At 62.0% G+C, this 14,421-nt stretch carries 16 protein-coding genes; 10 read left to right on the top strand and 6 right to left on the bottom strand.

Features of this window, described 5'->3' with window-relative positions; genetic code table 11:
* Positions 1 to 56: 56 nt before the first annotated feature.
* Positions 57 to 890 carry a class I SAM-dependent methyltransferase gene (locus tag ACFSNN_RS02430; RefSeq protein WP_134463267.1) on the bottom strand — a complete coding sequence of 278 codons (834 nt, stop codon included), beginning with the start codon at positions 888 to 890 and terminating at the stop codon, positions 57 to 59.
* A gap of 230 nt (positions 891 to 1,120) precedes the next feature.
* Here ACFSNN_RS02430 and ACFSNN_RS02425 point away from each other — a divergent pair, with 230 nt between their 5' ends.
* On the top strand, positions 1,121 to 2,170 hold the full coding sequence (locus tag ACFSNN_RS02425; protein ID WP_134463269.1) for an AraC family transcriptional regulator: 1,050 nt from the start codon (positions 1,121 to 1,123) through the stop codon (positions 2,168 to 2,170).
* Positions 2,171 to 2,201: 31 nt separating this feature from the next.
* Here ACFSNN_RS02425 and copM read toward each other — a convergent pair whose 3' ends face one another.
* Positions 2,202 to 2,606 (bottom strand): CopM family metallochaperone, encoded by a 405-nt coding sequence (copM, locus tag ACFSNN_RS02420; RefSeq protein ID WP_134463271.1) that lies wholly within the window; start codon positions 2,604 to 2,606, stop codon positions 2,202 to 2,204.
* Between the two features lie 29 nt (positions 2,607 to 2,635).
* Positions 2,636 to 2,833 carry a heavy-metal-associated domain-containing protein gene (locus ACFSNN_RS02415; RefSeq protein ID WP_134463273.1) on the bottom strand — a complete coding sequence of 66 codons (198 nt, stop codon included), beginning with the start codon at positions 2,831 to 2,833 and terminating at the stop codon, positions 2,636 to 2,638.
* A gap of 151 nt (positions 2,834 to 2,984) precedes the next feature.
* On the opposite strand from ACFSNN_RS02415, the gene ACFSNN_RS02410 reads away from it, so the two are divergent.
* The 9 genes from ACFSNN_RS02410 to ACFSNN_RS02370 all read left to right on the top strand — a co-directional run bounded on the left by ACFSNN_RS02410 (position 2,985) and on the right by ACFSNN_RS02370 (position 11,444).
* Positions 2,985 to 3,425 carry a hypothetical protein gene (locus ACFSNN_RS02410; protein WP_134463275.1) on the top strand — a complete coding sequence of 147 codons (441 nt, stop codon included), beginning with the start codon at positions 2,985 to 2,987 and terminating at the stop codon, positions 3,423 to 3,425.
* Positions 3,426 to 3,522: 97 nt separating this feature from the next.
* Positions 3,523 to 3,828: a hypothetical protein gene (locus ACFSNN_RS02405; RefSeq protein WP_134463277.1), complete on the top strand. Its 306-nt coding sequence runs from the start codon at positions 3,523 to 3,525 to the stop codon at positions 3,826 to 3,828.
* Positions 3,825 to 5,267: a TolC family protein gene (locus ACFSNN_RS02400; RefSeq protein WP_134463279.1), complete on the top strand. Its 1,443-nt coding sequence runs from the start codon at positions 3,825 to 3,827 to the stop codon at positions 5,265 to 5,267. Before ACFSNN_RS02405 ends, ACFSNN_RS02400 begins: the two co-directional genes overlap by 4 nt.
* Before the next feature lies 1 nt (position 5,268).
* Entirely contained in the window at positions 5,269 to 6,564 is a 1,296-nt protein-coding gene (locus tag ACFSNN_RS02395) for a multicopper oxidase family protein (RefSeq protein ID WP_134463281.1), read from the top strand.
* Between the two features lie 55 nt (positions 6,565 to 6,619).
* On the top strand, positions 6,620 to 6,955 hold the full coding sequence (locus tag ACFSNN_RS02390; RefSeq protein ID WP_134463283.1) for a copper-binding protein: 336 nt from the start codon (positions 6,620 to 6,622) through the stop codon (positions 6,953 to 6,955).
* 135 nt (positions 6,956 to 7,090) lie between these two features.
* Positions 7,091 to 8,674, top strand: coding sequence for a tetratricopeptide repeat protein (locus tag ACFSNN_RS02385; RefSeq protein WP_134463285.1), 1,584 nt, complete (start codon positions 7,091 to 7,093; stop codon positions 8,672 to 8,674).
* Positions 8,675 to 8,799: 125 nt separating this feature from the next.
* Entirely contained in the window at positions 8,800 to 9,759 is a 960-nt protein-coding gene (locus tag ACFSNN_RS02380) for an O-fucosyltransferase family protein (RefSeq protein ID WP_134463287.1), read from the top strand.
* A 159-nt stretch (positions 9,760 to 9,918) separates the two neighbouring features.
* Positions 9,919 to 10,233, top strand: coding sequence for an antibiotic biosynthesis monooxygenase family protein (gene hmuQ, locus ACFSNN_RS02375; RefSeq protein ID WP_134463289.1), 315 nt, complete (start codon positions 9,919 to 9,921; stop codon positions 10,231 to 10,233).
* Positions 10,234 to 10,436: 203 nt separating this feature from the next.
* Positions 10,437 to 11,444 (top strand): zinc-dependent alcohol dehydrogenase family protein, encoded by a 1,008-nt coding sequence (locus ACFSNN_RS02370; protein ID WP_134463291.1) that lies wholly within the window; start codon positions 10,437 to 10,439, stop codon positions 11,442 to 11,444.
* A gap of 40 nt (positions 11,445 to 11,484) precedes the next feature.
* On the opposite strand, the gene ACFSNN_RS02365 is transcribed toward ACFSNN_RS02370, so the two are convergent.
* From ACFSNN_RS02365 to ACFSNN_RS02355, 3 genes are all read right to left on the bottom strand, one after another.
* Complete coding sequence (locus ACFSNN_RS02365; protein WP_134463293.1) at positions 11,485 to 12,108, bottom strand: ABC transporter ATP-binding protein; 624 nt, start codon at positions 12,106 to 12,108, stop codon at positions 11,485 to 11,487.
* 133 nt (positions 12,109 to 12,241) lie between these two features.
* Entirely contained in the window at positions 12,242 to 13,084 is an 843-nt protein-coding gene (locus ACFSNN_RS02360) for a shikimate dehydrogenase family protein (RefSeq protein ID WP_134463295.1), read from the bottom strand.
* A gap of 183 nt (positions 13,085 to 13,267) precedes the next feature.
* Positions 13,268 to 13,960 carry a phosphatase PAP2 family protein gene (locus ACFSNN_RS02355; protein WP_134465580.1) on the bottom strand — a complete coding sequence of 231 codons (693 nt, stop codon included), beginning with the start codon at positions 13,958 to 13,960 and terminating at the stop codon, positions 13,268 to 13,270.
* Positions 13,961 to 14,421: the final 461 nt, after the last annotated feature.

The raw sequence follows: 14,421 nt of genomic DNA, 5'->3' as shown, positions 1-14,421 counted from the left end.
TGGCCATCGATCGAAAAAATAGACAGCCGCGCCGGCCAGTACGCGGCCGACCCCGTTCATTGCCGCACCATCACGATCTCGAGATACTCGCTGGGCAGCACGAGTGTCCCGTCGCCTGACCGGTTGCGGCTTTCCATCAGCGTCATCAGATCGTGCTGGAAGGCCGCTTGCCGTTCGCCGTCCATTGCGGCGAATGCCTTGTTGATCGGGCCGTAGTAAGTCCGGAACACATTGAGCCAATGCGCCGCCGAGTGGTAACGGAACATGAATTCACGGCTCGTCACGGCGACGCTGCGCACACTGCCGTGAAACAGCTCGTCGAGCCGCGCCCGGGTGCCCCACAGCGCCGGAGACTTAAGGCCTGGCGGCGGAGGCAGATACTTGCCGATCGTCTTGAATACCTGGCCGATAAAGCTATCGGGCGTCCAGTTCGCGAGGCCGATCTTGCCGCCGGGTTTGCATACGCGGGCCAACTCGCTTGCTGCTTTCTGCTGATTCGGCGTGAACATGACGCCGAAGGTCGACATGACGACATCGAAGGAGGCGTCTGCGTAGGGCAGCGCTTCGGCGTCGGCTTCGCGGAACTGTACCGCTGTCAGACCTTCCGCTTGCGCGCGAGCCTTCCCCGCGTCGAGCAGCGAGGCCACATAGTCGGTCGAGGTGACGTCGCACCAGCGGCGCGCGGCGGCGAGCGTGCCGTTGCCGTTTCCCGCCGCGACATCGAGCACGCAGCTGCCGGCGCGCAGGTCGAGTGCTTCGCACAGGTTTTCTCCGACGATCTGTAGCGTTGTGCCGACGACGGCGTAATTGCCCGTCTCCCACGCGGCGTGCTGGCGCGCTTTGACGTCAGCGAATTCGGAGGTTTGTGAAGAAAAATGGACTTCAGACATGGAGATGCTCCAGAGAAAAAGTTGTGCGATGCACGCCAGTGTTAGTGCGCCAGGGCTTTATGAATTCATGTGGTGCCTCCTTAATTACGGTTAAGTATTCGATTCATTCAAGAATCCTTAACATTGTTGTAAGGGATTCGCATGGATGCTAGTATCAGTGCGACTGTTAAATCGATGAATGACCAGGCGTCCAGATCTTTTGCGCAGGACGCCGAAGTTCCTGGACAACGATGGACGCTCTCTCCGACGTGCTTCGCCTGGTTCGCCTTGGTGGCGCGGTGTATTTAAATGGCGACTTCACCGCACCCTGGTGTTTGTACGGCCAGGCCGACGCGGGGTTGTGCGGCAGCTTTCTTCCTCCGGCCGAACGCATCGTCTCCTACCATCTGATCACCGAGGGCGGCTGCTGGGCTTCGCTCCCGGGCGACCCCCAGTCCGCTATTTACGTCGCTGCCGGCGAGCTGCTCGTCGTGCCGCAAGGCGAGGCGCATCTGCTTGGCAGTTCGCTCGACGTCACACCCGGACCCACTGGCGAACTGCTCGAGAGTCAGTTGCGCAATGCGCCGGGTCAGGTGATGGCGCTTTGCTACGGCGGCGGTGGAGACCGTACGCGTCTGGTGTGTGGCTTTCTCGCGTGCGACGACACGTTGAGCAACCCGGTGCTGTCCGCGCTGCCTCGCATCTTCAAGGTCGACATGCGCAACGATCCGCAGTCCGCGTGGCTTGAATCGTCGCTGCGGTTCGCGGCGGCGGAGGCGGCGGAATGGCGCGTGGGCAGCGCGATCGTTCTTGCGCGGCTATCGGAGCTGCTTTTCGTGGAGGCGGTGCGGCGTTGTATCGATGCGCTGCCGTCCGACCGGAAGGGCTGGCTCGCGGGCGTGGGCGATCGCTTCGTCGGTCGAGCGCTTGCGTTGATGCATGCGCAGCCTGCGCACGGCTGGACGGTCGACGAACTGGCGCGCAAAGCCGGCTTGTCCCGCTCGGCGCTGGCGCAGCGATTTACGCAGTTGCTCGGTCAGCCGCCTATGCAGTATCTCGCGCATTGGCGTTTGCAGATCGCCGCGCAGGAGTTGCGTGGCGGCACGAAGTCGCTGGCGGCGGTGGCGGATCAGGTGGGATATGAGTCGGAGGCGGCATTCAATCGGGCTTTCAAGCGCGAGTTCGGCATGCCGCCGGCGGGGTGGCGGCGGAGCCGCGGCGAGATGACGGGTATTGCCGCGGGCTCTGCCGGCGCGGCGGCCGCCGCCATAGATGGATCGTTCGACGATCGAGGCGCCTAGACCGCTGGCCGGGGGAACCCGTGCGACGCCGTCACTTCACCCCGTGCTTCGCCTGCCAGTTCTTCATGAAAGCGATTTCGTCGTGCTGCGCCTTGATGATGTTTCTGGCCAGCCGCTTCAACTCCGGATCTTTGCCGTACTTCAGCTCGACCTGCGCCATTTCGATCGCCCCTTGATGATGCGGAATCATGTGCGCGACGAAGTCCTTGTCGGCGTTGCCGGTATAGTCGGCGCTCATGTCTTGCATCATTTTGTCGTCGGCGGCCTTGAAGGCTTGCGTCGCATCGCCGGCGCCGGTATCCGCCGACTTCGACATGTCCATGCCAGGCATGGCGGCCGGTTGCTGGGCGTGGACGGGCACGGTCGCAACAGCAAACGCAAAGCCGCTGAACAGGCAAAGGTCACGAAAGACACGAAAGGCGCGAATTTTTTTCATAGTGAATGTCCGTTGTGAAGATGTGTCCGTCAGGCTCTCAGCGACGGATGAAAGCCCGCCGTCTCGATGGCCTCGATGAGTTGTCCGGCCGCTAGCGTCGACGTAACCTTGACGATTTTAACGGGGACATCGACTTCGAGCTTCGCCGCAGGGTCGAGACTCGTGACCGCACGGGTGATGGCGTTAGCGCAGCCGCCGCAGGACATATCCGGGACGTCGAATTCCATTTCCTACCTCCAGTGAGAAATCATGGTTCAAGCATGGACCTTCCCACGGCGGTAAGGTCAAGCAGGTTTTCGTCGGTGGCTGAAATCGTGTCGGCGCAGTCCAAGCCATCAAGCGCGGCATCATCCCAGTAACACGATTTTGCAAACCTGCATGCTAGACTTCGTACCCATGTCTTACTGGCGCAAACTCTTCATCGTCGTGCTGCTCGTGCTGAGCCTTCCGGTTCAGTCGTTCGCGGCCGTCTCCATGAAATGCGGGTCCTCGCATTCCGTGGGCGCTGCGCCGGCCGCGCATGAGGAGGCTGCTCGTGCAATGGCCCATCATCACGACCATGCCGCGATGATGGCCAACTCAGCCGGCAATGACACCAGTGCCCATCTTCGGCATGACAGCCCGGCAGGCGGCGAGCACCATGCGCACGCGTGCTCCACTTGCGCGTCCTGCTGTTTCGGCGGCGCGCTGCCGGTCTCGCCGCTCGCGTCCCTGTCCGCCAACGCGGCTCATTTCGCTGTTCCCCTGCCTCCCGCTGTCCGCGTAGCGTCGTTTCTGACCGGCGGCGTCGAACGGCCTCCCCGCATCACTCTCGTCTAGTTCTTTCGCAGCCTCGCGCTGCGTTGTTCCTGTTTCCATTCCGCCTCGATGGACGGCCGCGCGCCCTCCGTCGTGGCCGCACATGACGAGAAGATTCATGCGAACGTTCATTGCGGCGCTGCTCGGCGCGACGGCATGTCTGCCGGCGCTCGCGCACGCCACATCCCAACTTCCTGACCCGGCCGATCCGGCGGCATCCGTGCCGGTGCTCGATACGCCGTCCGTCCTGGCCGACTATCGGCCATACCGTGATCAGCAAGCGCCGAGCTGGCCGTCGCTCAATCGCGCGGTGACGCATCCAGCGGGCCGCGCTGGAGCGAGCCACGGCTCGCTGCATTCGAGCAGCACTGACGACGTCAAAGAAGACGCCCACAATTCCCATCGCGAAGGGGCGGCGAAATGAGGCCGTGCGTGTTTCCTGCCAGCCGCATCATGGCAATTGCCACCGCGGTGACTCTACTCGCCGGCTGCACGACGTTTTCGAAGGACGGCGGGTTCGGCACCGTGTCGAGCGCCGCATCCGAACGACTCGGTAAAGACGCCGTGCTGATCGGGACCGACGACGACCGGAGCGACATCGCCAAACGCACGCAGGAACTGCTTTCCGCGCCACTCGGTATGGACGGCGCCGTCCAGATCGCGCTCCTGAACAATCGCGGTCTGCAGGCCTCTTACAACGAGCTGGGCATTGCCGAAGCGGACCTCGTTCAGGCGGGGCGTTTGCCGAATCCCGGCTTCTCGTTTAGCCGCGCGCACGGCGGCGATGACCTGAGCATCAGCCGCACGTTCACGCTCGGCATGTTGCGCGTATTGACGATGCCGTTGACGACGCGCATCGAAAGCCGTCGCTTCGAGCAGACCCGCTTGCTGGCCGCCAACACCATGCTCGAAATCGCCGCCGATGCGCGGCGCGCCTACATCCGCGCAGTCGCTGCAAAGCAATCGGCCGCCTACGCGGAGCAGGTGAAGGACTCGGCCGAGGCCGGCGCCGAACTCGCATGGCGCATGCAGCAGGCCGGCAATTTCAGCAAGCTCGATTACGCACGAGAGCAGGCCTTCTACGCGGATGCGATGGCGCAACTGGCAAGAGCGCGTCAACAGTTGGTGTCCGCGCGGGAAAAGCTCACTCGCGCGATGGGTCTCTGGGGTTCGCAGACGCAATACGCATTGCCCGAGCGTCTGCCGGATCTGCCTGCCACACGTCCCGAGCTGCACGATCTGGAAACCTTCGCGATGCAAAACAGGCTCGATATCCAGGCCGCGAAATTGCAAACGCAAAGCGTCGCCGATTCGCTGGGCTTGAGCAAAGCAACGCGTTTCATCAACGTGCTGGACGTCGGCTATCAGAACAATTTCACGAATTCCGATGGACGCGAGCAGGGCTATGAAATCAGCGTGGAGATTCCGCTTTTCGACTGGGGCAGCGGCAAAGTCTCGCGCGCCGAAGCGATCTACATGCAGTCGGCGAATCGCGTCGCCGGGACCGCGGTCAACGCACGCTCTGAAGTGCGCGAAGCGTATTCGACCTACCTGTCCGGCTACGACCTCGCGAAGCACTATCGCGACGAAGTCGTGCCGCTGCGCAAAACCATCTCCGATGAACTGCTGCTTCGCTATAACGGCATGCTCGCGAGCGTGTTCGAACTGCTCGCGGATTCACGCGACCAGATCGGCGCGGTGAATAGCGCCATCGACGCGCTGAAGGACTACTGGCTCGCGCAGACCGATTTGCAACAGGCGCTCGGCGGCCGTCTGCCTGCCGGCGCCGACGCGACACCGCTCACATCCACGACCACGCAAGCGCTGTCGTCCACTGAATCCAAAGAAACCGAAGGTCAATGACATGGTGTCACGTCGACATTTTATGAGCGGTTCGGGCGCCGCTTTGCTGGGAGCCGCACTGGTGAGCAAGGCCGGCGCCGCGTCGCTGCCCGAAGCGCCCACGATGACCGCGGCCTCGATGCAGCCGCCACGCGCGCCGTCGAACGGCCGGCCGTACACGCCGGTCGCCACGCTCAACGGATGGTCGTTGCCGTGGCGCATGAAGAACGGGTGGAAGGAATTTCATCTGATCGCCGAACCGGTGGTGCGTGAACTCGCGCCGGGCATGCGCGCGAATCTGTGGGGCTACAACGGCCAGGCGCCGGGGCCGACCATCGAGGCCGTTGAAGGCGACAAGGTGCGCATCTTCGTGACCAACCGGTTGCCGGAGCACACCACGGTCCACTGGCACGGCATGCTGCTGCCGTGCGGCATGGACGGCGTGGGCGGTCTCACGCAGCCGCACATTCCGCCGGGCAAGACCTTCGTCTACGAATTCCAGCTCGAAAAGCACGGCACCTTTATGTATCACCCGCACGCCGACGAGATGGTGCAGATGGCGATGGGCATGATGGGCACGTTCATCGTCCATCCAAAAGATCCGGGCGTGATGCAGGTGGACCGCGACTACGTGTTCATCATGTCCGCGTACGACATCGACCCGGGCAGCTTCACACCGCGTGTCAACGAGATGACCGACTTCAATATGTGGACGTGGAATGCGCGCGTGTTTCCGGGCATCGATTCATTGCCGGCGCGCGCGGGCGATCGCGTGCGGATCCGCGTCGGCAATCTGACCATGACCAATCATCCGATTCACCTGCACGGCTACCACTTCGAAGTGGCGGGCACAGACGGCGGCTGGATTCCGCCGTCCGCGCGCTGGCCCGAGGTGACCGCCGATATCTCGGTCGGGCAGATGCGCGCCATCGAGTTCACCGCGAATCGTCCCGGCGACTGGGCATTCCATTGCCACAAGTCTCATCACACGATGAACGCGATGGGGCATCAGGTTCCGAACATGATCGGCGTGCCGCAAAAAGACCTCGCCAAACGCATCAACCGGCTGGTGCCCGACTATATGGCGATGGGCAGCGCGGGTGGCTCGATGGGGGCGATGGAGATGCCGCTGCCCGACAACACGCTGCCGATGATGACCGGCACCGGCCCATTCGGCGCGCTCGAAATGGGCGGCATGTTTTCGGTGGTCAAAGTGCGCGAAGGGCTGGGTCGCAACGACTACCGCGACCCGGGCTGGTTCAGGCATCCGAAGGGAACGGTGGCTTATGAATATACCGGCGAGTTGCCGGATGGTTGACGTCGGCGGTCGCGGGTTGGCCGTGTGGATCGTATTTAACGTGGGAGCGTATGAGATGAAGAACGGATTAATTTCAATGGCGATGGGTTGCATGGCGATGATTTCCGCGCCGGCGTACGCGGCGGGTGAGGCGAGTGAAGTGCAGGCGAATGCGAGCGTCAATGCGCAAGCGGCGATGTCGCATGGCGAAGTCAGAAAAGTGGATGTGGCTGCCGGCAAGCTGACCATCAAACATGGTCCGCTGGACAATCTCGGCATGGATGCCATGACGATGGTGTTCAAGGTCAAGGACCCGGCGATGCTCGCGCAGGTCAAGCCCGGCGACACGATCGACTTCATCGCCGACGAGGTGGCCGGAGCGCTGACAGTGGTCAAACTGGAGAAGCGCTAGCGCGTTTGGCGAGAGGGGCGATTCGGAGCGGTCCTACAGACTGGCCGATGAGCGGCAAGGATAATCCGCGCACACCGTTCGCGGGCAGGCAGTATCGCCCGCGACACGTCACCGCGTCCCCTCATTGCGCCGACTATGCCGACCGATTCTGCTTTGCCATTCGAAGAAACCCTTAATGCCTGGTTCAATCAAGCCGAGGAGGCGCGCCTCGCAGGCGAGTTCGACATAGCCCGAACGCTCCTCGACCGAGTCATTGGGCAAGACCCCGGACATGCGGACGCGTTGTACACGCATGGGCTCGTTGCGCTCGCATCGAATCAACTCGAGTCGGCACGAAGCTGGGTCGAGCGCGCGCTCGGAGTGCGCGCGGATCCGGCGTATTACGGCACGTTATGTATTATCCAGATCAAACTGCGTGCGTACGCAAGCGCTTTGCAAACGGCCGAATGGGGGCTTGCGCTCGAACCGGCGTCACTGCCGCTTAACTTCTTCATGGCCGTCATCCTGCAAGTGCAGGGACGTTCCGAGGATGCCGCCGTCGTCTACCGTCGCTTGCTCGAACTCCGGCCGGACCATCCACAAGCGCTTGTTAATCTGGGCGTGGTTGTGAAGGACCTCGGCTCGCTGAGCGAGGCCGAGCGGCATCTCAGGCAAGCAGTCGCGCTCGCGCCGACTTACCTCGGCGCGCGCGCAAGCCTCAGTCAGGTCCTGTTGGCCGCCGGCCGTTATGAAGAAGCCTGGCCGTATTTCGAAGACCGTTGGGCCAATTTCGTGGATGCCGACGGGCGGCCCGCATCAGTGCGCCCAACATTGCCGCTGCCTCAATGGAAAGGCGAGCGTCCCGACATTGCGAGCGCCGGCCAGGGAATGCCCGAATACGGCGCGCGTCTGCTTGTCATTCCAGAGCAGGGTCATGGCGACAGCCTGCAGTTCGTGCGCTATCTGCCGATGGCGCTCGAACGTTTTGCGCGCGTCGGCTATATATGCCCGCCATCGCTGCGGCGCTTGTACGAAGAATCTTTCGCGCATTTGCCGGGCCTCGTGATGCTCGACGACGGCTTATCCGACCTGAGCGACTGGGACTGGCACTGCCCTTTGATGTCACTGCCGATGGCGTTCGGCACGCGGCTCGACAACATTCCCGCCGCCACCTACCTGCATGCGGATGCCGCCCGCTCCGCCTCATGGCGCGCGCGGCTTGTCATGTTGCCCGATGCCGGCGAGCCGCGTGTCGGTCTGGTGTGGGCCGGTGGCCATTCAGGTCTGACCGAAGACCGGGCACGCAGCTTGATCCCCGCGCAAATCGCGCCGTTGCTCGCGTTACCCAATGTGCGCTGGATCAGTCTGCAAAAGACGGATGACCCGGCGAAGCGCGCCGATGCTGCATCGAACGCGCGTTTGACGGACTGGATGGACGACGCGACGGACTTCGCGGATACCGCCGCGCTGATCGACAACCTCGATCTCGTGGTTTCCGTCGACACGTCGGTTGCACATCTAGCCGCGGCAATGGGCAAGCCGGTGTGGCTGCTCAACCGCTTCGCCGGTTGCTGGCGCTGGCTGCGCGATCGCGACGACAGCCCCTGGTATCCCAGCGTGCGGCTCTTCACGCAATCGCAACGCGGTGACTGGGACGGCGTGCTCGAGCGAGTCGCCGAGGCTTTGCTCCACGCGACCGGTGCAACCTATAGGAAGTCTTACCGATCTTTTGTGCGTTAGCTCACGAAGACCAGAGGATCTTACTCGCCCCGCGCTTTTTCGATGTTATGCTCGGTCGTCGTGAACTTCTTCATGCATAGACGCGTGCGAATTTAAAAATACCTAGATTCCATTAGGAGCCGGGCATGCTGAGAAAAGTAGTCGATCGGGCAAAACAGTTCCGACGCAGTGAGGGGTTCAAGCATTCCGTTGCCACGCCACGTCGCATCTCGCTTCATGCCACACAGCGATTAAACAGGGGAATCTTCGCCATTGAAATTCAGGAGAACTCGGGTTTCTTCTCCGTGATGCAAATGGTCCTGTTTATTCTGATGTATTGCGACGAGAAGTGCCTGACGCCGTCCATCAGCGCGCGCGGCGGACTCTACGGAGACTCTGCGGGAACGATCGACTGGTTCTCGTCCTTCTTCGAGCACGTGAATGGCAAGGCCACGGCACCACTCACGCACAAGGTGAGAAAGTCGACGGTTCGCGACCTGGTCCAGCTAGGGTTTCGTCAACGCTACGAGGCGCAGCTTCAACTCAAGAGCGCCAGCAAACTATTCTTCGCACATTACCGGCCAGCCGGCCATATCGTCGATGAAGTCGATACGATATGTGGCAAGCTCGAGATCGGCGCGTCCACGCTCGGTGCGCATTTCAGAGGCACGGACAAATCGCTGGAAGCCATCCCGGTTTCATGGGGCGATTTCTGTCGACGCATAGAAACGACACTTGCGGAAAACCCGCACCTGAGCAACGTTTTCGTTTCAAGCGACGAACAGGCATTTCTCGACTTCTTCGTCGCGTGGCCGTTTTCCAGGCCGGTCAACGTGGCGCCCGCGAAACTCCTCGCGTACGGCAATACGCCCATCCATTTCAGCGGTTATCCGGGACTCGAAATCGGCCGTGAAGCGCTGGTGTCCAGTCTGCTGTTGTCCCGTTGCGGCTATCTGGTGAAGACGCCGTCATACCTGTCGGCATGGTCGAGAATATTCAATCCGTCGCTGCCGGTGAAACTCGTGTCGCCGCCGCGGCCGGACGCATTCTGGTTTCCCGACAGCCGGCTATGGCTCGAACAGGAGGCGCAGGACAAAGCGGCCTGAACGCAAGCGCGTTCGTGTCGCCAGGGTGTATCGCGGTCACGGCATCAGCAGGAAGAGTGGCACGCCTATAATGAAAGGCCGCCTGACCGGTTGGCCGGAACGAGTCGTTCGAGTCCGGCAATCCGCCAGATACATCGTGACTGCGAAGAGACCTTCAGCATGTACATTGCCATGAACCGTTTCAAAGTGACGCCCGGATCCGAAGCTGCTTTCGAACATCTGTGGAGCACGCGCGATACGCATTTGAAAGAGGTGCCGGGCTTCGTGGAATTTCATCTGCTGAAGGGTCCGCAGAAGGACGATCACGTTCTCTATTCCAGCCATACGATCTGGAAGGACTACGCGTCCTTCGAGGCGTGGACGAAGTCCGACGCCTTTCGCGCCGCACATCGCAACGCAGGCGGTGACAATCGCGTGCTCTATCTCGGGCATCCGGAATTCGAAGGCTTCGAAGTCATTCAGACCGTCAAGTGAATGCATGACCCTCGCGACGGCCCGCGTCATTCCCGGGCGTCGCCAAGGGACTTCCCCAAGTGACAAGGCGCTTTCAGCGAGCATTTCGCCTACATCGGCCCGCGCGCGCGACGACCACGCGCTGAGCAGGCTTGCGGTATTCTCTTGCGAGCATTTCGCCGCGGCGCGTCACGCGCCGGCGCAACTCACAGAGGAACGAAAAAATGAAAGCCGTCAAAATCGGTTCGCCCGCCACCGTCGCCAATCTCCAGGTCGTCGACATTGCCGATCCCGGTCAGCCCGCGGCGGGCCAGATTCGCGTGCGCATTCACGCGAACTCCTTGAACTTTCACGACTATGGCGTCGTGAGCGGCAATCTGCCTGCCGAACCCGGGCGGATTCCGATGGCGGACGGGGCGGGTGTCGTGGAGGCGGTCGGCGCGGGCGTGTCGGAATTCAAAGTGGGCGATCACGTGGTGTCGTGCTTCTTCCCGTTCTGGGAAAACGGGCCGCCCGTCATCGCCGATTTCACGACCACGCCCGGCGACGGTGTCGACGGCTACGCACGCGAAGCGGTCGTGCTGCCGAGCCACTACTTCACGCATGCGCCGCGCGGCTATAGCCATGCCGAGTCCGCAACGCTGACTACAGCCGGGCTGACCGCATGGCGCGCGCTCGTCGTGGACGGCCAGCTGAAGGCCGGCAATACGGTGCTCGTGCTCGGCACCGGCGGCGTGTCTATTTTCGCCTTGCAGATCGCTAAAGCGATGGGTGCTTCGGTGATCGCGACATCTTCATCGGACGCGAAGCTCGCCAGGCTTCGCGAACTCGGAGCCGACCATACGATCAACTATCGCGAGAATCCGGAATGGGGCAAGCAGGTCCGCTCGTTGACCGGCGGGCGCGGTGTCGATCATGTGATCGAAGTGGGCGGGCCGGGGACTTTGCCGCAGTCGATCATCGCAGGCCGGATCGGCGGTCATATCGCGCTGATCGGCGTGTTGACCGGACGGGCAGGGCCCGTGCCGACCGCGGCGCTAATGGCGAGGCAGCAGCGCTTGCAAGGCTTGATCGTCGGCAGCCGTCAGGATCAGCGTGAGATGATCCGTGCACTTGAAGTGACCGGTATCAAGCCGGTGATCGACAGCACGTTCGAACTGGCGAAACTCGCCGACGCGTTCGCGCACGAGGAATCCGGCGCTCACTTCGGGAAGATTTGCGTGGCGGTTTAAGCGCCGCTCGCGTGCGCGAGTGAACGGCGGCTTGCCGGTTTCACTCGCGCTTTCCCAAGTCGGCGAAGTTGACGCTGCGCGCCTCGCACGCATTCGTAAAGACCTCGTCGTAGCTCGAGAAAAACACCGTGCGTGTTTGCGCCAGCGTCTTGAACAGATCGACCAGCACGGCGCGTGCGGCGGCGTCGAGGCCGCCAACGGGTTCATCCGCGATCAGCACCTGAGTGTCACCGAGCACGGCCGACGTCAGAAAAAACTTCTTGCGCGTACCGAACGACATCTGCTCGAAACGTTTGTCGAGATGCGGCGTGAGGCCGAAGCGGTCCGCGAGCGCCAGCGTGTCGGCGGTGACTGCGGTGTTTCTCGCCGATGCCACCGTGTTCAGATACTCGCGACCGGTCTGATCGGAATAAGGCATGCAGTCTTCGGGGACGTACGTGAGCAAGGATTGCGCGACCAGCGGCGCAGTGCGCAGCGAATGGCCGCCGAGCCACACCTCGCCGGTATCGGGCTCGATCGTGCCCGCGAGGATGCCGAGCAACGTCGACTTGCCGCTGCCGGATTCGTCGTTCAGCGCGACGCATCCTGATGCCGTGTCGTAATGCAGTGCCTGAAAGATGAGGCGTTCGCCGTAGCGCTTGCTGAGGTTTTCGAATCGAAGCATGGTTGGAGTGTGAGTCGGGAGAAGACCCGCCGCGTCGAATTGCGGGGCACGTGTCTTCTACGGGCTGGCGTCGGTTGGCGTCGCGCAAGTGTAGCAGCGCGAGCCGTGGACGCTCTCGCGTCCCACGCTTCACTTACCGCTCGGCGTCCAGCAGGAACGCCACCATTCGGTCGCACACGCGGCCGAACATTTGCGTGCCCGTCACCGTCGGGCATCCGCGTACGCGGGCGGCTTCGATCAACGGCGTGAGCGGCGGTTTCGTCACCACATCGCCGACGAACGTCGTGGCCGGTAAACGCGATACGTCGATAGGCAGCGGGTCGCCCGCACGCATGCCGAGCGGTGATGCATTGACGACGACGTCGTAAGCACTGGCGTCCACGGAAGCAGCCGCGCCGCGCACTTCACCTTGTCCGAGCGCATTCAGGCTGCCGATCAGCGACGCCGTGCGTTCGGCATCGTTATCGCGCACGTCGAGCGACGCCACGCCGCCTTGCACCAGCGCATGTCCGATCGCGGAACCGGCGCCGCCCGCGCCGACCAGCAGCGCACGTTTGCCGCGCAGATCGCAACCTGCATCGACGAGCGCCGCGACGAAACCGGTGCCGTCGAACATGCCACCGTGCCAGCTGCCGTCCGCCATGCGACGCAAGGTGTTGACCGCGCCGAGAAAGCTCGCCTGCTCGGTGAGCGAGCTGCAATACTTGATGGCGCTGAACTTGTGGGGCACGGTGATGATTACGCCGTCGACATTGCGCATGGGCGTCACGCCTGCAAAGAACGCGGGCAGATCGGCGGGCGCCACGTGCGCGGGGACCACCAGCGCATCGCGTCCGGCTGCGCGCAAAGCCGCGGTCACGCCGGACGGCGAGCGGACCTGCGCAATTGGATCGCCGACGATGAAAACCACTCGCGTAGCGCCGCTGAGGCCGTCATCCAGCGAGGTGGAAAAAGAAGAGGCGTCGGGTTGCGTCACGTCGAGTGTCTCCAATCTTGCCTGCCTTTCATCTTGTGCGATGCCGGGCCATCTTGCTTGAATGTGCGCGGCGCCGGAGCATCTGCGCGAAATGGCACCGCCCACTGCGAGCAACCTGGCTTCGACAAAATCACTCGCTCGGGCTGCGCCATCACCGACACGCTTTGCGCCGCCACGCGTGGCTCATAAATTTTTGAGCACACTGCTCGCCAGCGTGCGCAGTTCGTCGAACTGCGTAACGAGTTCGAGGCACAGAAGAAAGGCCAGCATCGCTGACGGCCCCGGGTAGCGATCGATCCATCGCAGCGCCGGCGTTGCGTAACGTACGCGGATGGCATCTCGAGTCATGACATAGGTAATTCCGATTCCCACGGCGGCGCCCACCAGCAAATCGGTTGGGTAGTGAAAGCCGAGATAGGCGCGCGGTATGCAAATAACCAGTACGGTATAGAGAATCGCCAGCACGCCGATGCTACGCCACACGAGAAAGATGCCGGTGGCGACCGCCATCCATAGCATCGCGTGATCGCTTGGGAAGGAGCTCCAATTTGTCAGCAGTGCGTCCTTGATATCGTTACCCGCAAAGTGCAGATGCAGTTCGGCGCTATAGACGGGGCGCACCCTGAACGGCAGCAAGTGAGTCAGCAGTCTTCCGACCAGGAGCGCCACGAGGCCACTGAGAAGAGTCGCGAGAACCATTTCTCGCCGCCATTCGCTGCGCTCGTCCTGCTGAAACCACATCCACCAAAGCACGGGAACGAGTACAAGACCTTTGAACGTGTAGAGGTCGGTGATACGTTCAATGGATCGGGTCGCGAAAAAGCCTAGGTGTACGTTGGACAGGTATGTTTCGATAACCAGATCGAAGCTATTCATCATTTTGAAATGAAGTTGAGCTAGTCGCCGGAGGTTAGCATAGCCGACCGAATGCGCCGCATTTTTTGGTGCTTACTTTGTTGGGTGAGCCACTCGCACTTCGGCCGGGAATCTTCCGGCGATCCCATCGCGAGAGAATGCCGTGCGACTCGAGTGCTTATGCAGCTGTAGGAAATCTTGCAATGGTGTCCAACCGGGCTTGCAGCACCGCCAATCTTCGACGCTGATCGCGCATCGCGGGGAGTAACTTAAGCACCTCAAGTCGGGCGAACCAGTAGGAAACGGGAAGGGGGCCTTTCGCAATGTAAGGGAACACCTGTTCGAGATGTAAAAGTTCGCCTTCGATGTATCGATGGTTCATTGTTATGTGCCCCGAGCCGAGTCTGTGGAGGGCCGGCGTAATCCGGCCGCTAAAAAAGCTGCTGCAGCAAGCGTCGTGCCCGACTGCAAGGTGGCTCGGT

It is taken from the genome of Paraburkholderia dipogonis (assembly GCF_042680985.1).
GTDB lineage: Bacteria > Pseudomonadota > Gammaproteobacteria > Burkholderiales > Burkholderiaceae > Paraburkholderia > Paraburkholderia phytofirmans.
This window is presented reverse-complemented; position numbering and strand designations above follow the sequence as displayed.